Origin of the sequence: Mesorhizobium robiniae (assembly GCF_040545535.1) — a bacterium.
GTDB lineage: Bacteria > Pseudomonadota > Alphaproteobacteria > Rhizobiales > Rhizobiaceae > Mesorhizobium > Mesorhizobium robiniae.
On the sequence record NZ_JBEPMC010000008.1, the window covers coordinates 1 to 24,929 of the forward strand.

Consider the following 24,929-nt stretch of genomic DNA (forward strand, 5'->3'; position numbering starts at 1 on the left):
TCGTCAGGCTCATAACCTGAAGGTCACAGGTTCAAATCCTGTCCCCGCAACCAAATCCAAAAACGGCCCGCCTCAAGCGGGCCGTTTGCGTTTGGCTGTGCTGGTCGGCTTCTCCGGCACAGAAGCGATCATGCGTTCAGGCCACGTCGGCTACCGCAGGCTTTCCAGCTCGCGGATGCGTTTGGCGCCGTCGGCCTCGAGCTGCCGGGTGACGGCGCCGATCAGCGTTTCGGCAACGACGAAAAGGGCCGCCGAGGAGTCCCAAGCGGAGGGCACGGCGGTGCGCCCGGCGATGACATGGCGGGCGAAGCGGGCGATCGGCGACAGCCACTGGTCAGTGAACAGCACGATCTGCACGCCACGCTGGTGCGCCGTTTCGGCGAAACGGACCAGGCTGTCCTGGTAGCGCCTGATGTCGAAGATCACCAGCACGTCGCGCTTGCCCATGTCGATCAGCCGGTCGCGCCAGACGCTTTCCTGTCCGGCGAGGTGAAAGACGTTGGGCTGGACGATGGCGAGGTGGGCGGCCATGTAGCGCGCCAGCGGATCGGTGAAGCGGCCGCCGATCAGGAACGTCTTGCCGCGTCGGTCGGCAAGCTTTGCGACGATGTCGGCAAGCTGCTTGTCGGACAAGTGCCTGAACGTCTCGCGCATATTATCGAGCGTCGCCTCCAGCATCGGCGACACCGCGCCGCCGTTCGGCGACGGCTGGTTGAGCGTCCGTGACGCTGGCGACTGCAATTGCGCCGCCAGCTCATCCTGCAGCGCCGATTGGAATTCCGGATAATTCTGGAAGCCGAGCCGGGCGACGAAACGCAGGATCGTCGGTGAGGAGACGCCGGCGGCAGCTGAGAACTCGGCGACCGTTTTCAGGCCAATCAGCGGGTAGCTGGCGATCAGCGTTTGCGCTGCGCGGCGCTCCCCCGCCGGCATCGCGCCGATGCGGTCCGAGATCAGTTCGGCAATACTCGAAATCATCTTTTCCCCACCCTTGGCCGCTTTGCCGAAATCGCGTTTGACAAAGCCCGACAAACTGTATGAAATCATCCGCAGGGACGCAATGAGGCAAAATACGTAACATACGATACAGCGCTCCCTGGGGACGACAGGACAATGGAGACAGCACGGCCCGCCAGCCTTGCATCGCCTGAAACCGTGAGGGTGACCAACCCTGGCGGTTCGAGCCCTTTCGTGCTGACCTGCGACCACGCCTCCAACTTCCTGCCGCCGGAATTCGGAACGCTCGGCCTTGCTGCCGAGCAGCTTTCCCGCCACATCGCCTGGGACCCCGGCGCGCTGCCGGTCGCTCGCCGCATGGCCGAGGCGCTCGACGCGACGCTGGTCGAAACCTGCATTTCGCGGCTTGTCATCGACTGCAACCGGCCACTGGATGCGCCCGACCTGGTGCCGCCGGTCAGCGAGACCACGGCCATTCCGGGCAATGCCGGCTTGTCGGAAAAGCAGCGCGCCGTGCGCATCGCCCTAGCCTGGCAACCCTTTCATGATGCGGTTGCGAGCATTATCGACAAAAGGCTGGTGCACGGGCTCGAGACGCGGCTGGTCTCGATCCATTCCTTCACCCCGGTCTACAACGGCACGAGCCGGCCCTGGCACATCGGCATTATCCATGACGAGGATCGGCGGCTGGCAGCGCCGCTTATCGCCGCGCTGCAGCGGCTCGCCGGCGTCACGGTCGGCGTCAACGAACCCTATTCGCCGGCCGACCGCGTGTATTTCACGCTGGAACGCCACGCGCGCCCGCGGGGGCTACCCTGCGCGATGATCGAAATCCGCAACGACCAAGTATCCGACGAAGCCGGGCAGCGAAAATGGGCGGATCTGCTCACGGGTATTTTTTCCGATATCGAGCCGTCATCCGGATCCCAGGGATCTGGCCGGCGCGGGCTCGGTCATCCAGTGGAACCGGTCAACTGACAAGAAGAAGGGGACTTTCAAATGGCAGGTGGTAATACGAAGCAAGTCGGCAGCGTCGCGTATGCGAAGCGCGACAAATCTTATTTCGAGGACCGGCAACTGGTGCGTCATGCCAATGTCTGGCATCTGTGGGCACTCGGCGTAGGTGCCGTCATCTCAGGACATTTCTCGGGCTGGAATTTCGGATTTGGGACCGGCGGTTGGGGCGGCATGCTGGTTGCCGGCATCATCATTGCCATCATGTATATCGGCCTCGTCTTCTCGATCGCGGAGATGAGCCCGGCCCTGCCGCATACCGGCGCTGCCTACTCCTTCGCCCGGACGGCGATGGGACCGTGGGGCGGCTTCATCACCGGGCTTTGCGAAAACGTCGAGTATGTCGTGACGCCGGCCGTCATCGCCTTCTTCATTGGCTCTTATATGGGGGGCATCTGGTCAGTCGCCTTTCCCGACTCCAGCGTTTGGCCACCACTCTGGTGGCTAGTGACCTATGCCGTGTTCCTGGCGTTGAACATTTTCGGCGTCGCGCTGTCCTTCCGCGTCACCCTGATCGTGACGCTGCTATCGCTTGCCGTGCTGATCGTCTTCTGGATCAGCGCCATTCCGAGCATGGACTTTTCGCGCTGGGCGCTGAACATCGGCGTCGGTCCGGACGGAGCGGCGATGGAACTTCCCGAAGGCAATGGCTCGATGTTCCCGTTCGGCTTGTCGGGCGTGCTGGCGACGTTGCCCTTCGCGGTGTGGCTGTTCCTGGCGATCGAGCAGCTTCCGCTGGCGGCGGAAGAATCGGTCGACCCCAAGCGCGACATGCCGCGTGGCATTATCGCCGGCATGCTGACGCTGATAGTCTCGGCCTTCATGATCGTGCTGCTCAACCCGTCGGTCATCGGAGTCGGTTCCTTCAAGCTCGCCACTTCCGGCGAGCCTTTGCTCGACGGGTTCCGGGCGATTTATGGCGACTCCGGTGCAGTGCTGCTTGGCCTCATCGCGCTGGTTGGATTGATCGCAAGCTTCCACACCATCATCTTCGCCATGGGCCGCCAGGTCTATTCGCTGAGCCGTGCGGGCTATTTCCCGTCCGCACTGTCGGTCACCCACAAATCCTACAAGACGCCGTATGTGGCGATGTTTGCGGGTGCCATCGTCGGCTTCGGCATCATGCTGATCATGTGGTTTGCGCTAGGCGGCGACGCAGCCGGTTCGCTCATCGGCTCGGTGTTGCTGAACATGGCGGTGTTCGGCGCCATGTTCTCCTACATCCTGCAGGCGGTGTCCTTCATCCTGCTGCGCCGGAACCAGCCGAACATGGAACGTCCCTATCGCAGCCCGCTCGGCGTCCCGGGTGCCGTGCTGACGATCGTCATCGGCGTGGTCACTCTGCTCTACCAGATTCAGGATGCGAACTTCACCAAGGGCGTGGTGTGGGTTGCGTTGTGGTTCGCCATCGCGATCGTCTATTTCGGGCTGGTCGGCCGTCATAAGCTGATCCTGTCGCCGGAAGAAGAGTTCGCGCTGGAGCACGCGCAGAAAGCCTGACCTGCTCGAACCCAAAAACACCCGGCCGCTTCCCGCGGCCGGGTCCAGATTTGAACTCTCGAAGCGCCATAAAGGCGGCGGAGCTTGCAAGAATGGCCGGAAATTTCTCGTTCGATCAGTTGAAGAAGGCGGTCTCCAACGACGAGGTCGACACGGTGCTGGCCTGCATCGTCGACATGCAGGGGCGGCTGGCTGGAAAGCGGTTCCTGGCCCAGTATTTCGTCGATTCCGCCCATGACGAGACGCATGGCTGCAACTATCTCTTGGCCGCCGACATCGATATGGAACCGGTGCCCGGCTACAAGGCGGCGAGCTGGTCCAAGGGTTACGGCGACTTCGTCATGAAGCCGGATCTGTCGACGCTGCGGCGCATTCCATGGTTGGAAAAGACGGCGCTGGTGATCTGCGACGTGCTCGACCACCACACCCATGATGACCTGCCGCATTCGCCGCGCGCCATCCTGAAGAAGCAGATCAAGCGGCTGAGCGAGCGCGGTTATATCGGTTATTTCGCCTCCGAACTCGAATTCTATCTGTTCAGCGAGACCTATGATTCCGCCCGCAAGAAGCACTGGCAGGGCCTCGACACAGCCTCGCCCTATATCGGCGACTACCAGATCGGCATCACGACCAAGGAAGAAGGCGTCATGCGCCGGCTGCGCAACGAGATGGAGGCTGCCGGCATCCCGATCGAGAACTCCAAGGGCGAGTGGGGACCGGGCCAGGAAGAGATCAATGTGCGCTATGCCGAGGCGCTCGACATGGCCGACCGCCACGTCATCCTGAAGAACGGCGCCAAGGAAATCGCCGAGTCCGAAGGCAAGGCGATCTCGTTCATGGCCAAGTACAATTACGGGCTGGCCGGCAATTCCAGCCACATCCACAATTCGCTGTGGAGCGCTGACGGCAAGATGCCGCTTTTCTACGACAAGAATGCTGAATGGACTCTGTCGACGCTCGGTCAGCAATGGGCGGCCGGCCAACTCAAATACGCGAAGGAATTCACCTGGTTCCTGGCGCCCTACATCAATTCCTACAAGCGCTTCCAGGCCGGCACCTTCGCGCCGACCAAGATCATGTGGAGCGAGGACAACCGCACCGCCGGCTTCCGCCTGTGCGGCGAGGGCACTAAGGGCATCCGCATGGAATGCCGTATCGGTGGGGCCGACCTCAACCCTTACCTTGCCTTCGCCGCGCTGATTGCGGCCGGGCTTGCCGGCATCGACGAAAAGCTGGAATTGCAAAAGCCCTTCGTCGGCGATGCCTATCAGGCCTCGCAGCTGCCGGAAATTCCGAAGACCCTGCGTGATGCCACAGAGACGCTGGCGAAATCGGAGATGCTGAAGCAGGCGTTCGGTGACGGCGTGCTCGAACATTACGTGCACACGGCGCGCTGGGAGCAGTTCGAATACGATCGCCGCATTACGGACTGGGAGCTGCACAGGGGGTTCGAGCGGTATTAAAATTACGCCAGCGCTTCCGTCCAGCCTTTGGCGCCCGACGGCGGCCGGCTCAAAACCATGATTATCAAAAACTGCGAGGACTCAAGGAATGACCGAAACGGTCAAAATAAAATCTCCCGTCGATGGTTCGGTCTATGCCGAGCGGCCGATCGCGACCGATCATGCGATCAATGCCGCGGTCGAGCGTGCCAAGGCGGCGCAGGAGAAATGGGCTGAAACGCCGGTCGTCGAGCGCGGCAAGTACATGCTTGCCATGCTGGAAGCGCTGGTCGCCATGACCGACGAGATCGTCCCGGAGATCGCCTGGCAGATGGGCCGCCCGGTGCGTTATGGCGGCGAGTTCGGCGGCGTCAGGGAACGCACGAACTACATGGTCGAAATCGCCGAGGCGGCGCTCAAGCCGGTCCTGGCCTCCAATCCGAAGGACGGATTTCGCCGCTATGTGAAGAAGGTGCCGCTCGGCGTGGTCATGGTGATCGCGCCGTGGAACTATCCCTATCTCACCGCCGTCAACACCATCGTGCCGGCGTTGATGGCCGGCAGCGCCGTCATCCTCAAGCACGCGGCGCAGACGCTGCTGGTCGGCGAACGCTTTCAACAGGCCTTCGACAAGGCAGGCCTACCGAAAGGCCTGTTCCAGAACCTCGTCATGAACCACGCCCAGACGGAAAGACTGCTCGGCTCGGGCAAGATTGACCATGTCAATTTCACCGGCTCGGTCGCCGGCGGCCGCGCCATCGAAAAGGCTGCGGCAGGCACCTTCATGACGCTCGGCCTCGAGCTCGGCGGCAAGGACCCGGCCTATGTCCTGGCCGATGCCAAGATGGACCATGCGGTTGCCAATTTGGTCGACGGCGCCTTCTATAATTCCGGCCAGTGCTGCTGCGGCATCGAGCGCGTCTATGTCCACGAGAAGGTCTATGACGAATTCGTCGAAGGCTTCATCGCCGAAACCAGGAACTACGTCGTCGGCAACCCGCTCGATCAGGCGACGACGATGGGACCGATGGCACAGGCGCGCTTCGCCGACCTGATCCGCGAACAGAAGGCCGAGGCGCTGCGCAAGGGTGCCAAGGCGCTCATCACCATGAAGGTTGGCAACGACGAGCCGGGCTCGCCGTATCTGGCGCCGGAAGTGCTGACCGAAGTCGATCATCAGATGAGCGTGATGCGCGAGGAAAGCTTTGGGCCGATCGTCGGCATCATGAAGGTGCGCAACGACGAGGAAGCGATCGCGCTGATGAACGACAGCCCCTACGGGCTGACGGCGTCGATCTGGACCCGCGACACCGAGCATGCGGTGGCGATCGGAGACCGCGTCGAGACCGGCACCGTGTTCATGAACCGCTGCGACTATCTTGATCCGGCGCTGGTCTGGACCGGCGTCAAGGACACCGGCAAGGGCGCGGCCCTGTCGGCCATCGGCTACGACAATCTGACGAGGCCGAAATCATATCATCTGCGTGAAGCCATCTGATTTTCTGAAAGAACAAAATGTCAAAACTCATTTCCAAATGGAATTACCCGACTACCGTGCGCTTCGGTGCGGGGCGCATCAAGGAGTTGCCTGATGTGCTTGATGCCGTCGGCATTAAGCGGCCGCTCTTCGTCACCGATCCGGGGCTGGCCAAGCTGCCGGTCGTCGCCTCGACACTGAAGATGCTCGACGATGCCAAGATATCTTATGGGGTGTTTTCCGAGGTCAAGCCGAACCCGGTCGAGTCCAACCTGACCGCCGGCATTGCCGCGTTCAAGAAGGGCAAGCATGACGGTGTCATCGCCTTCGGCGGCGGCTCGGCGCTCGACCTCGGTAAGCTGATCGCCTTCCAGGCGGGCCAGACGCGGCCGGTCTGGGATTTCGAGGATATCGGCGACTGGTGGACGCGCGCCAATTCCGATGCGATCGCACCGATCATCGCCGTGCCGACGACGGCTGGCACCGGTTCGGAGGTCGGCCGCGCCGCCGTCATCACCAATGAAGCGACCCACACGAAGAAGGTCATCTTCCATCCAAAACTTTTGCCGGCGATCGTCATCGCCGATCCAGAATTGTCGGTGGGCATGCCTAGCTTCATCACCGCCGGTACCGGCATGGATGCGCTCGCTCACTGCCTCGAAGCCTATTGCGCGCCAAGCTATCATCCTATGGCCGATGGCATCGCTGTCGAAGGCGTGCGGCTCGTCTTCGAAAACCTGCCGAAAGCCTACGCCAATGGCAAGGATCTCGTCGCCCGCGCCCATATGATGAGCGCCGCTGCGATGGGCGCTGCCGCCTTCCAGAAAGGGCTAGGCGCCATCCACTCGCTGTCGCATCCGATCGGCGCGCTCTACGACACCCATCACGGCATGACCAACGCCGTGTTCATGCCTTACGTGCTGGCCTTCAACCGCGACGCCGTCGAAATGCGTATCGCTCGGCTCGCGGCCTATTGCGGCATCAAGGGCGGCTTCGACGGGTTCGCCAAGGCCGTTATCAAGCTGCGCAAGGAACTGAAGGTGCCGCATGCGCTGCCGGGCCTGATCAAGGGGCTCGACATGGACAAGAAGCGCAAGGGCCTGATCGCCGACATGGCGGTGGTCGATCCGACCGCCGGCGGCAACCCGGTCAAGCTGACCAAGAAGGCCGCGCTGACGCTGCTCGAAAACGCGATTGCGGGCACCGTCTGAGACGGTTTTTACGCCGAGAAATTGATCTGGGAATTGAGGGCAAAGAAAGGGGAAAGGATGAAGGGCAACGCCGAAATTAGTTAGCCGGAAAAAGAATCGCGGAGCGATTGCTACAACAGGTTAAAAAGAGTTTACTTTTTCGTACTGCAGGGCATCGCTTTCACAAAGCTTTCATCTGGCTGTCACAGGAAAACGATACCGCATCGCAGGCGTCCAACGGCGTCAGTTCAACGGAGAGAACACATGTTCAAATTCACGGGAAAAGTGCTTTCCCTTACGGCCGTCGCCCTGATGGCGACCTCTGCCATATCGTCGGCCCAGTCCATGGATGAACTGGTTGCCGCTGCCAAGGCGGAAGGCCAGCTCACCACCATCGCGCTGCCACATGACTGGTGCGGCTATGGCGCCGTGATCGCCGGCTTCAAGGCGAAATATCCGGAAATCACCGTCAACGAGCTCAACCCCGATGCCGGCTCCGGCGACGAGATCGAGGCGATCAAGGCCAACAAGGACAACAAGGGCCCGCAGGCGCCCGACGTCATCGATGTCGGCCTGTCTTTCGGACCCACGGCCAAGGCCGACGGCCTGTTGATGCCCTACAAGGTGTCGACCTGGGACTCGATCCCGGACAGCGCCAAGGATGCCGATGGCGCCTGGTACGGCGACTATTACGGCGTTCTGTCGATGATGGTGAATAAGGATCTGGTCAAGGAAGTGCCGGCCGATTGGGCCGATCTTCTGAAGCCGGAATACGCCAACGCCGTCGCACTCGCCGGGGATCCGCGCGCCTCGAACCAGGCGATCCAGGCGGTGTATGCCGCCGGTCTTTCAAGCGGCGCTGCGGCCGGTGAAGCCGCAGGTACTGCCGGCCTCGACTTCTTCAAGAAGCTCAATGCCGCCGGCAATTTCGTGCCGGTCATCGGTAAGCCGGCGACGCTTGCGCAGGGTCAGACGCCGATCCTGATCAACTGGGACTACAATGCGCTTGCCGGCCGCGACACGCTGAACGGCAACCCGCCGGTCGACGTCGTGGTGCCGAAGACCGGCGTCGTCGCCGGTGTCTACGTGCAGGCGATCAGCGCCTATGCGCCGCATCCGAATGCCGCCAAGCTCTGGATGGAGTACCTCTATTCCGACGAAGGCCAGATCGGCTGGCTGAAGGGCTATTGCCACCCGATCCGCTTCAACGATCTCGCCAAGAACGGCAAGATCCCGGAGGACGTGCTGGCCAAGCTGCCGCCGGCCGCATCTTATGAGGCCGCGGTGTTCCCGACGCTCGAGGAGCAGGGCAAGGCCAAGGAAGCCATTACCAAGAACTGGGACGCCGTCGTCGGCGCCAACGTTCAGTAAGATTGAAAACCGCCGGGCGGCTTCATTGCCGCCCGGTATTCCACTAGAGCGACGCACAAAGTACGCTCTAGCACTCAAATTTTCGCATCGTACTTTCCGAAGATCGAGTTCGATTTTCGGGCTGATGCGACAAGACGGTAGCCGGCGCATGACCGATCTCTCGCTTTCCGATCACGCGATTGCCGGGAAGACGGCGCCGCCCAGCGAGGCGCGCGCGTTTCGGCTACCGACGCAATGGCTGGGCGTGGCGCCGTTCTTCATCTTCGCCATCATGTTCCTGGTCCTGCCCACGCTCTATCTGGTGCTCGGCGCGTTCCAGAACGATGCCGGCGCATTCACCTTCGACAATATCGTCGGTATCTTCGACCCGCCCAACCTGTCGAAATACATGCGGTGCCAGTATGATTCCTGGATCTCCTGGGTCGATGGAAACTGCAGGCTGCCCAGCATCCTTGCCGCCTACTGGATCTCGATCAAGATCAGCCTTGCTTCGTCGCTCATCGGCGCATTTGCCGGTCTGGCCATTGCCATTGCCATCGTGCGCGGCGGCCTGCCGAACTGGATACGGTCGGCGACGCTGACCTTTTCCGGCGTGGCTTCGAATTTCGCCGGCGTGCCGCTGGCCTTCGCCTTCCTTGCCACGCTCGGCCGCCTCGGCCTCGCGACAGTGATCCTGAACACCGTGTTCGGCTTCAACATCTACGCCCACGGCTTCAACATCCTGTCGTTCTGGGGCCTGACGTTGACCTATGTCTATTTCCAGATCCCGCTGATGGTGGTCATCATCACACCGGCGATCGACGGACTGAAGAAGGAATGGGGCGAGGCCGCCGCCACGCTTGGCGCCACCACCGCGCAATACTGGCGCATGGTCGTCATCCCGGTGATCTGGCCGAGTTTTCTCGGCACCGTCATCCTGCTGTTCGCCAACGCCTTCGGCGCCATCGCTACCGCCTACGCGCTGACGGGCTCGTCGCTCAACATCATTCCCATCGTGCTTTATGCGCAGATCCGCGGTGACGTGCTGCACAACCCGCATCTCGGCTATGCCATTGCCTTCGGCATGATCGTCATCACCGGCCTTGCCAACGTCTTTTACATCTGGTTCCGGACGCGCAGCGAAAGATGGCTCAAATGAAGAGCGGACGTTTCTGGGCCTGGGTCGTCTTTGCGCTGGGCGCGGCCTATTTCTTCATTCCGCTGATCGCGACCGTGGAATTCTCTATGCGCATGCGGCGCGGCGTCTATTCCTTCGATGCCTATAAGGTCGTGCTTGGCGACCCTCGCTTCCAGGCGACCTTCGGCTATTCCGTGCTCGCGGCCGTCTTCACCATCATCCTCGGCGTGCTGATCGTCGTGCCCACCGCTTACTGGATCCGGCTGCGGCTGCCGCAGCTGAGGCCGGTCGTCGAGTTCATCACGCTGCTGCCGCTGGTCATCCCGGCCATCGTCATCGTCTTCGGCTACATCAGAATGTACGGATCGAGCTCGCCGCTGCCATTCCTGGCGAGCGGTAGGGGCACCGACGCCCTGTTGGTCATCGGCTATGCGACGCTGGCGCTGCCCTATATGTACCGCGCCGTCGATACCGGGCTGCGCACCATCGACGTCAGAACGCTGACGGAGGCGGCGCAGATCCTCGGCGCCGGCTGGGGCACGATCATCACCCGCGTCATCCTGCCCAACGTGCTGATCGCAGTGTTGTCGGGCGCCTTTCTTACCTTTGCCATCGTCATCGGCGAATTCACCATGGCCAGCCTGCTCAACCGACCAGCCTTTGGTCCTTATTTGCAGAATATCGGCGCCAATCGTGCCTACGAGCCGGCGGCCCTTGCCATCATTGCCTTCGCCATCACCTGGGGCTGCATGTCGCTGATCCAGATCCTGTCCCGCTTCGCGCCGAAGTCGGCGAACCGCCCGAACTGATCGAAAGAAAAGCCATGGCCGAGCCATTCCTCTCCATCCAGCATGTCCGAAAATCTTTCGGCCCCACCACCGTGGTCCAGGATTTCAACCTCGACGTCGAGCCGGGCGAATTCGTCTCCTTCCTCGGACCATCGGGCTGCGGCAAGACGACGGTGCTGCGCATGGTTGCCGGCTTCGAGGAGCCGAGCGCCGGCAAGATCGTCGTGGCCGGCAAGGACATCACAAGGTTGAAGCCCAACCAGCGCAATGTCGGCATGGTTTTCCAGGCCTATGCGCTGTTTCCGAATTTGACCGTGGCCCAGAACATCGCCTTCGGACTGAAGGTTGCGGGCATGCCAAAGGCCGATGCCGACAGGCGCGTTGCCGAAATGCTCGACCTCATCAAGCTGCCGCAGATGGGCGACCGCTATCCCTACCAGCTCTCGGGCGGCCAACAGCAGCGTATCGCGCTGGCGCGGGCGATTGCGCCGAAACCGAAGCTCCTGCTGCTCGACGAGCCGTTGTCGGCGCTCGACGCCAAGGTCCGCGTGTCGCTGCGCGAGGAAATCCGCTCGATCCAGAAGAGGCTCGGCATCACCACGATCTTCGTCACCCACGACCAGGAAGAGGCGTTGTCGATCTCCGACCGCATTGCCGTCATGTATGGCGGCAAGGCCGAGCAGGTCGGCACGCCGTTCGAGATCTACAACCGGCCGGCAAGCAAGTTTGTCGCCAATTTCGTCGGCACGCTGAACGTGCTCGAAGGCACCGTCACCGATGCGGCCTCGGGCAAGGTGCGCGTCAATACGCAGGAAGTCTCGCTCAAGGGCAAGCTCAACGGTTCGAAATCCGGCGACACGCTGTCGCTGGCGCTGCGGCCCGAGGCGATTTCGCTCGGTCGCCAGCCGGGCCGCGATTCCAGCCTCACGGGCGAGATCGCCGAAGTGCATTTCCTCGGCTCGGTCATCCGGGTCCGCGTCGGCATCGGCGGCAGTACGGTATCGCTTGATACGTTCAACAGCCCGGCCGCGCCGCCGCCCGCCGTCGGCGAAAAGGCCGAGATTTCCTTCTCGTCGGGCGACATGCTGGTGCTGCACTAGGATGAAGAGTGAATGGTGAATGGCAAGGAATGCACTTTACGCGCCGAAATTCTCTGTAACAACCATTCACCACCACCCGAAGCCGTCGCCGTTTTTTTGCAGTGCCAATAGCCTGGCTTCGCCGCTACGGTGAGGCATGGCGCTTTTCGAGTTGACCCTTGTTCTCCTGCTGACCGCCGTCGCGCTGACGGCGCTGTCGCGACGTCTTCAGGTTCCGTATCCCTCCTTGCTGGCTTTGGCAGGTGTAGGCATCGCCTTCCTGCCGTTTGCGCCGACCATCGAGATCGATCCCGAACTGGCGCTCGCTTTGTTTATTGCGCCGGTGCTTCTTGACGCAGCCTACGACACGTCGCTGCGCGACCTCAATCGCTACAGGCTGCCGCTTGTCTTGCTAGCGCTTGGCGCCGTCATCTTCACAACCGCGGCGGTGGCGCTGGTCGGATGGACAATGGCGGGCCTACCCGTCGCCGCGGCCATCGCCCTTGGTGCGATCGTGGCGCCGCCCGATGCCGTCGCGGCGTCGGCAGTGCTTGGGCAATTCAAGGTGCCGCACCGCATCACCGCGATACTGCAAGGCGAAAGCCTGCTCAATGACGCCACCGCACTCCTGATCTACCGCATGGCGGTTTCCGCAGCTGCCGGCTCCATCCTGCTGAGCGGCGCAATTCCGGTGATCTTGCTGTCGACGGTCGGCAGCCTTGCCGCCGGTTATGTGCTCGGCCGATTGTCGCTCGTCGCGCTCACCCGCATCGAGGACCCGGCGAGCGGCACCGTGGTGCAATTTGCCGGAACATTCGGCGTCTGGATCCTGGCCGACCGGGTCGGGCTCTCCGCCATTATTACGATCGTGGTTTATGCCATGACCATCGCGCGCACCGCGCCGCGCCGCATGCCGGCCAGAAATCGCGTCAGCTCCTACTCGGTCTGGGAGACGGCGGTCTTCGTGCTCAACGTGCTGGCCTTCGTCCTGATGGGACTTCAGGCACGGTCGATCGTCGGGCGGCTTGCCGAGCAGGGGCAGGTCGAAGCATTCGTCTTCGCCGCAGCCGTGCTGGCAGTCGTCATTGTTTCGCGGCTCGTCTGGGTGCTTGGATGCGGCGCCATCATGAGGTGGCTTGCCAGCTTCGGTGACGCGAACCGGCAGGCCGAAGCCCCGTCGTTTCGCGGCGGCGTGCTGATCGGCTGGTGCGGCATGCGCGGTCTGGTCACCCTTGCGGCAGCGTTTGCCCTGCCGGCCGACTTTCCCGGCCGCGACCCGATCGTGCTCGCCGCTTTCTCGGTCGTTCTCGGCACCTTGGTGCTGCAAGGCATGAGCCTGAAGCCGCTGCTGCGCTTGCTTCGTCTCGACCCGGACGAAACTGTCGACCGCGAGGTCGCGCAGGCACGCGTTGCCATCATGCAGGCTGCGCTGGATGTGTTGAGCGGCAAGACATCGAGTGCCGCGGCCGCGGTACGCGAGCAGTTTACCGCCCAGCGCGTGATCGCCGAAAACCCTGACGATGCCCAGGCTGCAACCGAGTACGACAGGCTGCGCCTCTATGCCGTCAAGAGCCAGCGTGATGCGTTGGAACGGCTGCGTATCGACGGTACGATTGGCGACGAAGCATATCATCGGCTGGAGGAGGAACTCGACTGGTCGGAACTGGCTGCTTCCCCGCCCGGCCGATTCCAGCCGCTGACGACTTAGAGCGGGATTCTAGCCGCATTTCTACGATGCCAAGTGGCCGCAGCGCGACCGAAGCCCATAATGTCGGCAATGGACATCAATAGAGCTTTCCGCGTGCCGTTACCGGCCACAATGCCTCGACCTTGCCGTCGCGAACGCCGACAAACCAGTCATACAAATTGCAGGTCGGATCGCAGTGCCCGGGCACCAGGAATAGCCGGTCGTCGATGGCGAGCAGGTTGCCTGGATCGTCGATCTTGCCATGCTCGTCATTGGCGGCGACGTAGGTAATGCCGGGCCGGTCGAAGATCAGTGGAAGACCGCTGTCGACGGCCAATGCCTTGAGGCCGGCGTCGCACACGACACGTGTCGGCGTCGTCTTGCTCATGACCGAGGTCAGCACGAAAAGCGCGTGTTCGAAGCCTCCGACCACACCGCCGCTATCATCGCGGATCCGGCCATAATCGGCATCCATGAAGATGTAGGAACCGCACTGCAACTCGTTGTAGACGCCGGAGCCGCCTTCCATGTCGAAGCTGCCGGTGCCAGCTCCGCCAACGATCGCGCATTCGAGACCCAACTCCGCCAGCAAGCGCAGCGTGTCGCGCGTCATTTCAATTGCTGCGGCGATCGCCGTCCGACGTTCGGCCGGATCGACGATGTGTTGCGCACTCCCGTGGTAGGCTTGCAGACCGGAAAACACGAGATTGGGCGAAGCGGCGATGGAGCGCGCAAGGTCGGCCGCCGGTGCGCCTGGTTGGACACCGCAGCGGCGGGCGCCGCAGTCGATCTCGACAAGGACTTCGATTGTTGAGCCTGCGCTCTGTGCCGCATTCGACAATGCGGCGACATTGGCGGCGTCATCGACGCAGACAATAATGCGCGCCCTGCCGGCAAGTCGCGCCAGCCGCGCGATCTTGAGCGGGCCGGTGACCTGGTTGGAGACGAGGATGTCCAGGACGCCTTCGCGCACCAAGGCCTCGGCTTCCGACACTTTCTGGCAGCAGACGCCGCAGGCGCCACCCTTGGCGATCTGAAAGAGAGCGATGTCGGCGGATTTGTGGGTCTTGGCGTGGGCGCGCAGCCGAACGTTCATGCTTTCGACATGGCACCGCATGCGCTCGACATTCCGCTCGAAGGCGTTGAGATCGATGACCAGCGCCGGCGTCTGAATACTCTTGAGCGCGTCGCCTACCGCCGCGGGCACATCATAGCCAATTTCCAGATCGTTGCGACTGCCGGTCATGCAGGCTCTTTCCACCGTTGGTTTGCGCTGCCGGTTACCCAAGGATTTTCAGTTGGCCAGGTTTCAGGCAGTCTGCGCGAAGGCAATCGATTTGATGTTCTGGATTGCCTCATCTATAGATTTTGTCAAGACACTTAACTTTAGGAAGACCGTGTGAAGCAAAAACAGTTGAGCGAGGCTGACATTCGGGCTGCCTTCACGTCCAGCGCGCGTTCCGTGTTCCGAACGCTTTTCCAGTCAGGCCCGGCGACGCGACCTCAACTCGGTTCGACGCTTGGTCTGTCGCGGCCGACATTGTCTTCCTCGATCGCCGAGCTCTTCGCGGCCGGCTATGTCGAGAAGATCGGCGAGGTGCAGGGTCCGCTTGGCCGCAAGGCAGCGATGTACCGGTTAGGCGCCGGTGCCGGCCATGTGATCGCCATCGACGCCGGCTCGACCCATGTACGCACGCGCGTCACCACGCTCGACAGGCGGCTTCTCCATCATCGTGTCTACCGGCTGTCGTCCAACCAGCGTCATCTCGGCGCCGAGATCAGCCAGGCGGTCGCCGAGGAGGTCGAGGCGACGTTGGCGCTGACCGAGCCGGGTTGGGGAAAGTTGCGCGCTCTCGGCATCGCACTGCCTTCGCGCGTCGTTGCCGACAACGCGGCCCGAGCGGCGACCGGGCAGGAGAACCTGTTCTCGCATTTTACGCCGCCCGACGGCGTTCCGCTGCTGCTCGAGAACAATGTCAACTGTGCGGCGCTGGCTGAGCAGAGCCATGGCGTCGCGCAAGGCCTGAATGATTTTGCCTACATCCAGATCGGCCTGAAGATCGGCATGGGCTTGGTGCTTGGCGGCCGCTTGATCCGTGGTCGCAGCGGTGCCGCCGGCGAAATAGGCCATCTGCCGTTCCCGTGGGGCCCTGGCCTGCGGCCGCAAAATGCCGGACTGGAAGACTATGTTGGAGCCGAGGCGCTGATGCAGCGAACCCGCGCAGCGTGGCCGCAGGATGCCGGGGCGGCACCAGCCGATACGGCCGCGCTCTTTGCGTTGGCCGGCGAGGGGCATGCCGCCGCCCTTGCCCAGGTGAAGCGCCACGCCGAGGATATCGGCGCCATCGTCTCGGCCTGCGTCGGCGTCGTCGACCCCGGCATTGTCGTGCTCGGCGGCGGCATTGGCGACAACGCGATCATGCTGCCCTATGTCCGCGAGACCGTCGACAGGCTGAGCTACCCGACGGAAATCCATGCCAGCAGCCTCGGCGCCGACGCAACCGTGCTCGGCATCGAGAAGATCGCCGCGGACCATGCATGCGAGTTGCTTGTCGGCAAGTGATCCGTCGCCACTGAACCCTTCCCACTACCCTCCAGTCGCTCCTACAACAATTTTGTTCGGCTCCCCACTTGCGGGTCTGAATTTGTTTGTTAAGGTGCGTAACATAATAAGAAGCAGAAAACGCCTTGGGTCGATCCGGGCCACGTCTCGATCGGGAACCCGTAAACCACAATGGAGGTCTGAATGATTTCGACACGTTATATGCATGCGGTCTGCGCTGTCGCGCTTGCCACGGCCGCAACGATCAGCGGCGCTCGCGCTCAGGACCCCGTCACCCTGGAATATTGGGTCTATTCGGATTTCGCCCAGGGTGAGGCGCTCAAGCTTCAGCAGACCTTCATCGAGGAATTCCGCAAGGCCCACCCGAACGTCACCATCAACATCTCCGGCAAGGGCGATGACGATCTGACGACCGGCCAGGTTACGGGTGCTGCGTCCGGGAACCTTCCCGATGTGTTCATGAACGGCGTTAATGTCGGCGCCACACTGGTCGAGGCTGGCGCGCTCAAGAACATCTATGCCGAGTTCATGGCAATGCCCAAGGAGTATCGCGACTCGTTCGATCCAGCCCTTGTCGCCATGTGTTCGCCAAAGCCCGAAACGATGTATTGCCTGCCTTATACCGGCTACGGCTCGTTCATGTTCCGCAACCTGACCGTCCTTAAGGATGCCGGGGTCGACACCGCGGCACCGATCAAGGACTGGGCGGACTGGCTGTCGCAGATGGAAAAGGTCAAGGCCTCCGGCAAATACGCCGTGCCGGACCAGACTCAGGCCTGGCAGTCAGTCGTCGACACTTATTCGGGCGTTGCGACACCTGACGAGTGGGGTGCGGATTTCGAGACCAAGAAGACCAAGGTCAATGAAGCGAAATATGCGCAAACGTTGCAGATGTTCGTCGACATGCAACCATACACCAGCGGCACCAGCCGCAACGACCAGGCGACCAAGGATCTGTTCATCTCGAACCAGCTCGCCTTCCATCTGGTCGGCCCGTGGGTCAACCCGACCTATGCGGAAGCGGCCAAGGCCTCCGGCTTGAAATATGACTACGTGCTGGTGCCCGGCAAGACCGAAGGCGACTATGGCGGCATCAAGGGCTATGAGTTCATCGGCGTTGCGCCAAACAAGAATGCACAGGTCGCGTTCGAATTTGCCGCCTACGTCACCGCCAAGGAGCAGATGCTGCGCTGGGCGAAGCTCTTGTCGCGATACAATGCGAGCGCGGCGGCAATGGCCGATCCTTCGGTCGCCAGCGATCCGCTGATCGCCATCACCAACAAGGCGGCGGCAAAGGCGATCGACGGCATGCCGCCCTATTTCAAGGGCGCCTATCCAAACTGCTACCGCTCCATCCTGACCGACAACGCCCAGGCGGTCGCCGATGGCGGGGTCACTCCGCAGGACGGCGCCAAGGAGCTTGTCGAAGAGCTCAACGAGTGCCTGGCCGGCGGCTGACGCCCAGCCTTCGATTTTCCGGCCAGGACCTCCCACCTGGCCGGAGACCGCATCGAGGATAACCATGCTCGACAAGAAACATATCCCCCACCTTCTGATGGTGTTTCCGTTCCTGGCCCTCTTTGCGGTGTTCTTCCTCTACCCGATCGTCAGCGGCTTCGTTTATTCCTTCTACGATTGGAACGCGACGACAACGTCCCGCTTCGTTGGCCTGGCCAACTATCAGCGCATCATTCATTCGCGCGACTTCTCCAAGGCAATGTGGAATCTCGGTTCCTACATCGCCATCACCGTACCGGTGGGCATCGCCGTCGCCTTCTGCCTCGCGCTGCTGGTCGACAGCTTCAAGGGCTTTTGGCAGAACTTCTTCCGCAGCATCTTCTTTATGCCGGTCGTCCTGCCGATGTTCCTGGCGGCGACAATCTGGCGCTGGATCTACACGCCCAATATCGGCCTCCTGAACACCATCCGCGGCCTGTTCGGCCTGCCCTCGGTGCAGTTCCTCAACGACACCTCGACGATGCTCTATTCGCTTATCGCAGTCGATGTCTGGGTATCGGCCGGTTTCAACATGGTCATCATCCTCGCCGGCATGAAGAACATCCCCAGGCACTATTACGAGGCGGCCCGCCTCGACGGTGCAAGCAAGCTGCAGGAGATTTTCTACATCACCATCCCGATGCTCTATCCGGTGCTGTTCTTCGTCACGACCTATGGCGTGATCTCCGCTCTTCAGGTCTTCGACACACCGTGGCTGCTGACCGGGTCGTCCTTCTCCCAATATGGCGGACGCCAGAATGCGCTGCTGTTTCCGGTCATGGACATGATGGGCCGCGGCTTCGGCGAACTGAAGTTCGGCCAGGCGGCGGCCTACGGTTTCATCCTGACCACCGTCATTGTCAGCGTGACAGCGGTGATGTTCGCGCTGCGCAAGAAAGGCCACCAGCCATGACGACCGACGTCGGGCTCATCCGTTCCGCCGCGCCAAACTACGCGCTGGACCTGTCGATCTGGACGGTCCTGAAGTGGACCGTCGCCATTTGCGTGGCGATCGTCGCCGTCTTCCCGATCGTCTGGATGATCAATGTGGTGTTCGCCGAGCCAGGCGTTCCGGTGTCGATCAATCCGCGCCTGCTGCCGACATCCCTCAGCGCCGGCGTTGCCAAGATCAACACCATCCTCAGCGAAACCGGCTATCTGCATGCTTACTACATTTCGATCACCTACAGCCTTTTGACAATCGCCGGCGTGCTTCTGTTTGGCTCGATGGCAGCGTTTGAGTTCGCGCTGTTCGAGTTCCCCGGCAAGCGGCCGATGTTTGCGATCGTCATGCTTTCGCTGATGGTGCCGACGGCGGTCACGCTCATCCCGACCTATCTCTTGACGGCGAACCTCGGCTGGCTGAACACCATGCAGGGGCTGGTGGTTCCGGGGCTCGCCTCCGCATTCGGCCTGTTCATGCTGATCCAGTTCATGCGGACAATCCCGCGCGAGATGATCGAAGCGGCCCGGCTCGATGGCGCCAGCCATTTTCAGATCTATCGTCACATCGCCTTGCCGATGTCGAGGAATGCGCTGGTGACGCTCGCCATTCTCACCTTCATGCAGACCTGGGGTAACTTCATCTGGCCGCTGATCGTGGCGCCCAGTCCGCAAATGTACACGGTCGGGCAGGTTGTCGGCCTGTTCAACGCGCCATTCTCACACGTGACCGTCGACATCGTCATGGCAGCGAACCTGCTTGCGGCACTCCCGCCGCTCATCTTCTTCCTGCTCTTCCAACGCAAGATCGTCGAAGGCATCGCGATGTCCGGCTCCAAGGGCTGAGCGGCGCTGTCCCGCGAAGCTCCAATCCGAACATCAACAAAGGCATTGGCATGGCTGATCTCCAAATCATCAACGTCTCGAAATCCTACGGCGCCGTGGAAGTGCTGCGCGACATTAACCTGTCGATCGCGTCCGGCGAGTTCGTGGTCTTCGTTGGCCCGTCCGGCTGCGGCAAGTCGACCTTGCTGCGGATGATTTCCGGCCTCGAGGAAGCCCCTGTCGGCGAGATCAGGCTCGATGGCAAAGTGGTCAATCGCGTCGATCCGGCCAAGCGCGGCGTTGCCATGGTGTTCCAGTCCTACGCGCTTTATCCGCATATGACGGCATTTCAGAACATGGCCTTCAGCCTGACCATGGCGCGCGAGCCGAAAGCCGTGATCAAGGAGAAGGTCGGCCGCGCCGCCGCCATCCTGCGGCTGGAAAAGCTGCTCGAACGCCGGCCTGGCGAATTGTCCGGCGGTCAGAAACAGCGGGTGGCGATCGGCCGCGCCATCGTGCGCGAACCGAAAGTGTTCCTGTTCGACGAGCCGTTGTCGAACCTCGACACCGAGTTACGCGTCCAGATGCGCGCGGAATTGATCCAGCTGCATGCCAAGCTCGGCACGACGATGATCTACGTCACTCACGACCAGGTCGAGGCAATGACGCTTGCCGACAAAATGGTGGTGATGAACGGCGGCATCATCCAGCAACATGGCACGCCGCTTGGTCTTTACGATGATCCGGATAACAAGTTCGTGGCCGGCTTTATCGGCTCGCCCAAGATGAACTTCATCAAGGCCAAGGTGGAAGCTGTACGAGCGGACGCCATCGTCCTGTCGGATCTCGGCGGCCGTTCGAGGCTGGAGTTGCCGTTTCGCAATTTCGACACCGCAATTCGAGAAGTCGAGCTCGGCGTTCGCACCGAACACATAGACATCGCGCAAGACGCCAGAGCGACTGACATCCTGGCTGCCAGGGTCGCATTCGTCGAAGAACTCGGCGACGTCACCTTCATTCACACCGACCTGCCCACTGGCGAGCGGCTTGTCGTGCGCAGCAGCAAGGCTCGCCACAAGGGCAGTCCGGAGTGTTTCGTGAAGCTCGATCCGGCTGGCGTGCTGCTGTTCGGCACGAACGGCGAGCGGATCAGAAGCGCTTGACCGATCTGCATCACAATGCGCCCCGCGCTTTGGGGAAACTGTAGCATGCCGAGCAGTTCGCGTGCGGCTATTGCCTGGAGGGATCCGTTGATCACAGTTGGGATCGATATTGGCGGCACCAAGACGCATCTGCGCGCCAGCGATTCTGCCGGTATGGCTCGCGACCTTGTCATGCCGACAGCCGATTGGCGGGTCCGTGACTGGGACAGGGACGCCGCGGCACTGCTCGAAAACGTCAGGCAGCTGGTCGATGGCGGACAAGTGGTGGCGCTCGCCGTCGGTGCGCATGGCTGCGACGATGCCTCGGAATGCGAAGCCTTCGAGACAGCCCTTGCACGCCGTGCGGCCTGTTGCGTCAAGGTCGTCAACGACGCCGAGCTGCTGCCCGCGGCACTCGGTTATGAGCGGCAGATCGGGCTGGTCGCCGGAACCGGTTCGATCGCGGTCTGCCGTGATGCTTCGCTCGGTATGATGGTTGCCGGCGGCTGGGGCTGGGTCATCGGCGACGAAGGCAGTGCTGCGGGACTGGTGCGCGAGGCGGGCCGCTCGATCAGCCTGCATCTCGATCGCGGTGGTTCGCTCGACGAACCGCTGGTGCGTCTCTTCTTCGAAGCCTTCGAGATTAGGAGCGCCGCTCGCATCGGCAGCGCCGTCGCGCGTCAGGGCGGGGCAGCGGCCCTCGGATTGCACGCGCCGCTCGTCTTCGCGGCGCACGAGCAAGGCTCCGAACTGGCAGGCAAGGTGATCCGCGACGGCGCCCGTCACCTCGCTGAACTGGCGATGCGCCTGAAGCACAATGGCGCGGCGGCCGACATCGTGGTGGCCGGGGGCGGCGTGATTGTCTCGCAGCAGTCGCTTGCCGCGGCTTTCCTGGCCGAGATCGAGGCGCAGTCGGGGGGAACTCTGGCCGCCAGCATATTTTATGGGCCGCCGGTCGAAGGCGCCTGCCGCATGGCGAAGGCGATGGCCGAGCAATGGCTCGCCGCCCCGCAATAGTTTGACGACAAGCCACACGCACAAAGTAAGGAAGGCACCATAATGAGCTATCGGTCCGAAGTCGCACGCCAGCCGGAATCCATCGCCGCCTGCATCAAGTCGGCTCGTCAGGGGTTGCAAAGCGTCGATCTGTCTCCGTTCAGCTCAGGTCTTATTGCGGTGACCGGCATCGGCGCGAGCTACGCCGCATCCGTGGTCGTGGCGGGGGAATTGGCAAGGCGCGGCCGTCGTGCGGTCGCCATGCGTGCCGTTGACATGATTGACGGCACTGATGTCGCCGATGCCATCATCGCGATGTCGCATCGCGGCCGCAGCGTGGAGACTGTCGATGCGCTGAAGGCGCAAGCGGGCGTGCCGGCGCTGGCTATCACGAAGGACGAGACAAGCCCGCTGGCGCTGGCCGCAGGCCGCCATATCAGGCTCGACAATGGCAACGATGCGACGCCGTCCAGCACCGGCTATACCGGGTCGCTGGTTGCTGCGGGGCTACTCAGCGAAAGCCTTTGCGGCGCGACTGCAACCGACTGGGACGCGCTGCCAGGCAAAGTAGCCGATCTGCTTGGCCGGGCCGCGACCAAGATGAAGCACATCGCCGAATTGTTCGCTGCCCGCCGTGCAATCGACTGTGTCGGCGCCGTGTCGTCGCTCGGCACCGCCGACGGCGCCTCTCTGCTGATCCGTGAAGCCTCGCGCATTCCGGCTGGCGCCACCGATACGCGTCACTATCTGCATGGCCCGATGGAATCGATGGACGCCACCACCGGCGTCCTTGTCTTTGGCGACGGTCGCGAGGTGCGCCTTGCCGAACAGCTCGATGAACTCGGCTGCCCGGTCGTGCTGATCACCGCGAATGGCGACATCGACGACAAGGGCAGGCTGACAGTGCTGCGCGTGCCGGCCGAAGAAAACCGGATCGCTCGCGGAATCCTCGACATTGTGGCGGCGCAGTTGCTTGCAGCAGAGCTTTCGGATGCGGCGGGCCTCACCGACACAAAATTCCGCTACCGGCAGACCGACACTAAGATCCTCTGAGCTCGGGTGGCGTAGACTGCAATAGTCACTATCAATCTGGCCGGCAGGCGTGCCGGCCTCCAACGGGATCCGTGTCCTGATCGCCTCGACCCGGTCGAGCGCCGCCGCGCGTGTCGTTTTTCGACGAGCAAAGAACGCTTCAACTCTCTAGGATTTGCGTGATCCTGCTCCCGAGCAGGAGCAAGATTTTTCTGGCCCAAGTTCTCTCCATCCGGCTGCACATTGCAGCCGATCGGCCCAACGGCTACTGACTGCAGGAAATTGAGCCGGATAAGCAATGAAGCTGGTCAGCTACAACATCCAGTACGGCTTCGGCGGCGACGGCCGCTACGATCTCGCGCGCAGCGCCAAAATTGTCGCCGGCGCCGACATCATCGCCTTGCAGGAAGTGGAGCGCCACTGGCAGCGCAGCAGCGAGGACGACCAGCCGGAAGTCCTTTCGCGGCTGCTGCCCGAATACCATTGGGTCTACGGGCCGGCTTTCGACATGGATGCCAGCGAGCGGCGTGACGGCCGCATCGTCAACCGGCGGCGGCAATTCGGCACCATGGTGCTGTCCAAGCTGCCGATCGTCTGGTCGCGCCTGCATACGCTGCCGCTGCGCCGCACGATGCGTCCCCTCAACACCCGCAACGCAGCGCTCGAATGCATGATCCGCACCCCTGCCGGACCGGTGCGGGTGCTGTCGCTGCATCTCGCGCATATTGCGGCCGAGGAGCGGCTGGAGCAGATCGATTACCTGCTCGCCGAGCATCGCCGGGCGCCGTCCGAGGGCGGCCCTTGGAGCGGCGCCGACGATGAACCGTCGCGCAATTGGAGCAATGGCGAGCCGGAGCCGGAGAACCCGCTGGCGGCGATCTGGACGGGCGATTTCAACATGGAGCCGGGCAGCGCCGAGTACCGTCGCATCGTCGGCAGCACGCCTTATCATCGCGGCGCCGCCTATCTCGACGGTTTCGTCGATGCCGCCGCCGTCGCCTGCGAACCGACGCCGGATTTCCACACCCATGTGAAGACCATCGACGGCAGGCTGGCAAAGCGCCGGTTAGACCATTGCTTCATCGGCGGCATGTTGGCGGGACGCGTGCGCTCGGTCAGTGCCGATATCGGCGAAATCGCCTCGGATCATTTTCCGCTGCGGGTCGACATCGACCTGGAAACGCCATTTGCGATGGGGACCGGAGGCGCATGAGCCGCCGATGACCTTGTTCGTCTTCTTCGCGGTGCTTGCCGCCGCCGCCATGCACGCGATCTGGAACGCGCTGGTCAAGGTCCATCTCGACCGCTTCCTGTCGATCACGCTGATGACGCTCGGCATGGGCGCCGTGGCTCTTCTGGCTCTACCTTTCGTCGAGGTGCCGAAAGCGGAAGTGTGGCCCTACATCATCGCCTCGGTGATCTTCCACATGGGTTACAGGACGTTTCTGATCGGCGCCTACAAAGCCGGAGATTTCGCCCAGACCTACCCGCTGGCGCGCGGCACGGCGCCGTTGCTTGCTGCACTGGGCGGCATAGTGATCGTCGCCGAGGTGCCGGCGCCGCTCGCCATTCTTGGCATCGTCCTTTTGTCGGCCGGCACGCTGGTGCTGTCGTTTCGCGGCGGCGCGCATCTAGAGAGATTGAACCTGCGCGCGGTCGGCTTTGCGCTGGGCACCTCGATCTTCATCGCCAGCTACACGTTGTCCGATGGCAGCGGTGCGCGGCTGGCCGCCACGGCCTCGAGCTATGCGGCGTGGTTGTTCGTCTGCGATGCGCTGTGGGCACTGGTGCTGTGCCTGATCTTTCGCGGACCAAAGGCGCTGCCGGTGCTGGCGCGCGACTGGAAGGCGGGCGTCTACACCGGCGTGCTCAGCGGTGCTGCCTACTGGATCGTCATGTGGGCGATGACCAAGGCGCCGATCGCCTCGGTCGCGGCACTGCGCGAGACCTCCATCCTGTTCGCCATGATGATTTCGGTGTTTGCGCTCGGCGAGAAGATGACGGGGTGGCGAGGTGCCGCCGTGCTCAGCATCGTAGCCGGCGTTATTGCGCTGAGGCTTGGATAGGCTAAGCGCCTATCTCGAGGTCGATCACCGTCAAGCCCGTCCGTGCCTTCAAGCGCCGCGACCAGACGGGCGCCGGCCCGCTGATCAGTCGCATGCACCAGATAGGCGTGCGCACTGGCGTGCTGAACGACCACCAGGACCATTTTTCGATAGTCGGCGGGCGCGCCTATGCGCGGTAGCGAGTGTCCGACCGCCATACCACAAGAAGAGTTCGTCAATTCTCCGATTTGCCTTGTCCGGGCAA

21 protein-coding genes are annotated in these 24,929 nt (G+C 62.3%); 19 read left to right on the top strand and 2 right to left on the bottom strand.

The annotated features are described in order from the left end of the window. Positions 1-150 precede the first annotated feature (150 nt). On the bottom strand, positions 151-978 hold the full coding sequence (locus ABID19_RS21685) for a MurR/RpiR family transcriptional regulator (protein WP_354493023.1): 828 nt from the start codon (positions 976-978) through the stop codon (positions 151-153). A 135-nt stretch (positions 979-1,113) separates the two neighbouring features. On the opposite strand from ABID19_RS21685, the gene ABID19_RS21690 reads away from it, so the two are divergent. From ABID19_RS21690 to ABID19_RS21735, 10 genes are all read left to right on the top strand, one after another. After that, a complete protein-coding gene (locus tag ABID19_RS21690; RefSeq protein WP_354493024.1) occupies positions 1,114-1,935 on the top strand; it encodes an N-formylglutamate amidohydrolase in 822 nt (273 codons plus the stop codon). A 21-nt stretch (positions 1,936-1,956) separates the two neighbouring features. Next, positions 1,957-3,471 carry an amino acid permease gene (locus tag ABID19_RS21695; RefSeq protein ID WP_354493025.1) on the top strand — a complete coding sequence of 505 codons (1,515 nt, stop codon included), beginning with the start codon at positions 1,957-1,959 and terminating at the stop codon, positions 3,469-3,471. Between the two features lie 92 nt (positions 3,472-3,563). Beyond that, positions 3,564-4,934, top strand: a complete 1,371-nt coding sequence (locus ABID19_RS21700; RefSeq protein WP_354493026.1) for a glutamine synthetase family protein — start codon at positions 3,564-3,566, stop codon at positions 4,932-4,934. 88 nt (positions 4,935-5,022) lie between these two features. Next, positions 5,023-6,411 carry an aldehyde dehydrogenase family protein gene (locus ABID19_RS21705; protein ID WP_354493027.1) on the top strand — a complete coding sequence of 463 codons (1,389 nt, stop codon included), beginning with the start codon at positions 5,023-5,025 and terminating at the stop codon, positions 6,409-6,411. 17 nt (positions 6,412-6,428) lie between these two features. After that, the gene (locus ABID19_RS21710; protein WP_354493028.1) at positions 6,429-7,601 is read left to right on the top strand and encodes an iron-containing alcohol dehydrogenase; all 1,173 of its coding nucleotides are present in this window, start codon (positions 6,429-6,431) and stop codon (positions 7,599-7,601) included. A 243-nt stretch (positions 7,602-7,844) separates the two neighbouring features. After that, the gene (locus ABID19_RS21715; RefSeq protein ID WP_352933055.1) at positions 7,845-8,951 is read left to right on the top strand and encodes an ABC transporter substrate-binding protein; all 1,107 of its coding nucleotides are present in this window, start codon (positions 7,845-7,847) and stop codon (positions 8,949-8,951) included. Between the two features lie 148 nt (positions 8,952-9,099). Then, positions 9,100-10,089: an ABC transporter permease gene (locus ABID19_RS21720; RefSeq protein ID WP_352933057.1), complete on the top strand. Its 990-nt coding sequence runs from the start codon at positions 9,100-9,102 to the stop codon at positions 10,087-10,089. Further along, the gene (locus ABID19_RS21725) at positions 10,086-10,877 is read left to right on the top strand and encodes an ABC transporter permease (protein ID WP_354493029.1); all 792 of its coding nucleotides are present in this window, start codon (positions 10,086-10,088) and stop codon (positions 10,875-10,877) included. The genes ABID19_RS21720 and ABID19_RS21725 overlap by 4 nt, the downstream gene beginning before the upstream one ends. A 14-nt stretch (positions 10,878-10,891) precedes the next feature. Beyond that, positions 10,892-11,956, top strand: coding sequence for an ABC transporter ATP-binding protein (locus tag ABID19_RS21730; protein ID WP_354493030.1), 1,065 nt, complete (start codon positions 10,892-10,894; stop codon positions 11,954-11,956). Between the two features lie 136 nt (positions 11,957-12,092). Then, the gene (locus tag ABID19_RS21735) at positions 12,093-13,643 is read left to right on the top strand and encodes a cation:proton antiporter (protein ID WP_354493031.1); all 1,551 of its coding nucleotides are present in this window, start codon (positions 12,093-12,095) and stop codon (positions 13,641-13,643) included. A gap of 76 nt (positions 13,644-13,719) precedes the next feature. Here the strand turns inward: ABID19_RS21735 and ABID19_RS21740 are convergent, their stop codons facing one another. Next, a complete protein-coding gene (locus ABID19_RS21740; RefSeq protein ID WP_354493032.1) occupies positions 13,720-14,868 on the bottom strand; it encodes a DSD1 family PLP-dependent enzyme in 1,149 nt (382 codons plus the stop codon). A gap of 153 nt (positions 14,869-15,021) precedes the next feature. Here ABID19_RS21740 and ABID19_RS21745 point away from each other — a divergent pair, with 153 nt between their 5' ends. The 9 genes from ABID19_RS21745 (at position 15,022) to ABID19_RS21785 (ending at position 24,685) form a co-directional block, all read left to right on the top strand. Next, positions 15,022-16,185, top strand: a complete 1,164-nt coding sequence (locus ABID19_RS21745; RefSeq protein WP_354493033.1) for an ROK family transcriptional regulator — start codon at positions 15,022-15,024, stop codon at positions 16,183-16,185. Positions 16,186-16,368: 183 nt separating this feature from the next. Then, complete coding sequence (locus tag ABID19_RS21750) at positions 16,369-17,643, top strand: extracellular solute-binding protein (protein WP_354493034.1); 1,275 nt, start codon at positions 16,369-16,371, stop codon at positions 17,641-17,643. Positions 17,644-17,707: 64 nt separating this feature from the next. Continuing rightward, positions 17,708-18,595 carry a carbohydrate ABC transporter permease gene (locus ABID19_RS21755; protein ID WP_352933072.1) on the top strand — a complete coding sequence of 296 codons (888 nt, stop codon included), beginning with the start codon at positions 17,708-17,710 and terminating at the stop codon, positions 18,593-18,595. Further along, positions 18,592-19,470, top strand: a complete 879-nt coding sequence (locus ABID19_RS21760; protein WP_354493035.1) for a carbohydrate ABC transporter permease — start codon at positions 18,592-18,594, stop codon at positions 19,468-19,470. The genes ABID19_RS21755 and ABID19_RS21760 overlap by 4 nt, the downstream gene beginning before the upstream one ends. 50 nt (positions 19,471-19,520) lie before the next feature. Continuing rightward, a complete protein-coding gene (locus ABID19_RS21765) occupies positions 19,521-20,612 on the top strand; it encodes an ABC transporter ATP-binding protein (protein WP_354493036.1) in 1,092 nt (363 codons plus the stop codon). A gap of 87 nt (positions 20,613-20,699) precedes the next feature. Then, positions 20,700-21,608, top strand: a complete 909-nt coding sequence (locus tag ABID19_RS21770; protein ID WP_354493037.1) for an N-acetylglucosamine kinase — start codon at positions 20,700-20,702, stop codon at positions 21,606-21,608. Between the two features lie 42 nt (positions 21,609-21,650). Next, positions 21,651-22,640 carry an SIS domain-containing protein gene (locus ABID19_RS21775; RefSeq protein ID WP_354493038.1) on the top strand — a complete coding sequence of 330 codons (990 nt, stop codon included), beginning with the start codon at positions 21,651-21,653 and terminating at the stop codon, positions 22,638-22,640. A gap of 277 nt (positions 22,641-22,917) precedes the next feature. Then, entirely contained in the window at positions 22,918-23,832 is a 915-nt protein-coding gene (locus tag ABID19_RS21780; RefSeq protein ID WP_354493039.1) for an endonuclease/exonuclease/phosphatase family protein, read from the top strand. A gap of 7 nt (positions 23,833-23,839) precedes the next feature. Further along, positions 23,840-24,685, top strand: a complete 846-nt coding sequence (locus ABID19_RS21785; RefSeq protein WP_354493040.1) for an EamA family transporter — start codon at positions 23,840-23,842, stop codon at positions 24,683-24,685. The last annotated feature ends 244 nt before the right edge of the window (positions 24,686-24,929 follow it).

Excerpts from the sequence above, each read along its gene's own strand:
- ABID19_RS21700 (WP_354493026.1), top strand. The coding sequence starts at position 3,564 with ATGGCCGGAAATTTCTCGTTCGATCAGTTGAAGAAGGCGGTCTCCAAC.
- ABID19_RS21730 (WP_354493030.1), top strand. The coding sequence starts at position 10,892 with ATGGCCGAGCCATTCCTCTCCATCCAGCATGTCCGAAAATCTTTCGGC.
- ABID19_RS21750 (WP_354493034.1), top strand. The coding sequence starts at position 16,369 with ATGATTTCGACACGTTATATGCATGCGGTCTGCGCTGTCGCGCTTGCC.
- ABID19_RS21705 (WP_354493027.1), top strand. The coding sequence starts at position 5,023 with ATGACCGAAACGGTCAAAATAAAATCTCCCGTCGATGGTTCGGTCTAT.
- ABID19_RS21695 (WP_354493025.1), top strand. The coding sequence starts at position 1,957 with ATGGCAGGTGGTAATACGAAGCAAGTCGGCAGCGTCGCGTATGCGAAG.
- ABID19_RS21725 (WP_354493029.1), top strand. The coding sequence starts at position 10,086 with ATGAAGAGCGGACGTTTCTGGGCCTGGGTCGTCTTTGCGCTGGGCGCG.
- ABID19_RS21765 (WP_354493036.1), top strand. The coding sequence starts at position 19,521 with ATGGCTGATCTCCAAATCATCAACGTCTCGAAATCCTACGGCGCCGTG.
- ABID19_RS21685 (WP_354493023.1), bottom strand. The coding sequence starts at position 978 with ATGATTTCGAGTATTGCCGAACTGATCTCGGACCGCATCGGCGCGATG.
- ABID19_RS21755 (WP_352933072.1), top strand. The coding sequence starts at position 17,708 with ATGCTCGACAAGAAACATATCCCCCACCTTCTGATGGTGTTTCCGTTC.
- ABID19_RS21760 (WP_354493035.1), top strand. The coding sequence starts at position 18,592 with ATGACGACCGACGTCGGGCTCATCCGTTCCGCCGCGCCAAACTACGCG.
- ABID19_RS21740 (WP_354493032.1), bottom strand. The coding sequence starts at position 14,868 with ATGACCGGCAGTCGCAACGATCTGGAAATTGGCTATGATGTGCCCGCG.
- ABID19_RS21720 (WP_352933057.1), top strand. The coding sequence starts at position 9,100 with ATGACCGATCTCTCGCTTTCCGATCACGCGATTGCCGGGAAGACGGCG.
- ABID19_RS21780 (WP_354493039.1), top strand. The coding sequence starts at position 22,918 with ATGAAGCTGGTCAGCTACAACATCCAGTACGGCTTCGGCGGCGACGGC.
- ABID19_RS21710 (WP_354493028.1), top strand. The coding sequence starts at position 6,429 with ATGTCAAAACTCATTTCCAAATGGAATTACCCGACTACCGTGCGCTTC.
- ABID19_RS21690 (WP_354493024.1), top strand. The coding sequence starts at position 1,114 with ATGGAGACAGCACGGCCCGCCAGCCTTGCATCGCCTGAAACCGTGAGG.
- ABID19_RS21775 (WP_354493038.1), top strand. The coding sequence starts at position 21,651 with ATGAGCTATCGGTCCGAAGTCGCACGCCAGCCGGAATCCATCGCCGCC.
- ABID19_RS21715 (WP_352933055.1), top strand. The coding sequence starts at position 7,845 with ATGTTCAAATTCACGGGAAAAGTGCTTTCCCTTACGGCCGTCGCCCTG.
- ABID19_RS21735 (WP_354493031.1), top strand. The coding sequence starts at position 12,093 with ATGGCGCTTTTCGAGTTGACCCTTGTTCTCCTGCTGACCGCCGTCGCG.
- ABID19_RS21785 (WP_354493040.1), top strand. The coding sequence starts at position 23,840 with ATGACCTTGTTCGTCTTCTTCGCGGTGCTTGCCGCCGCCGCCATGCAC.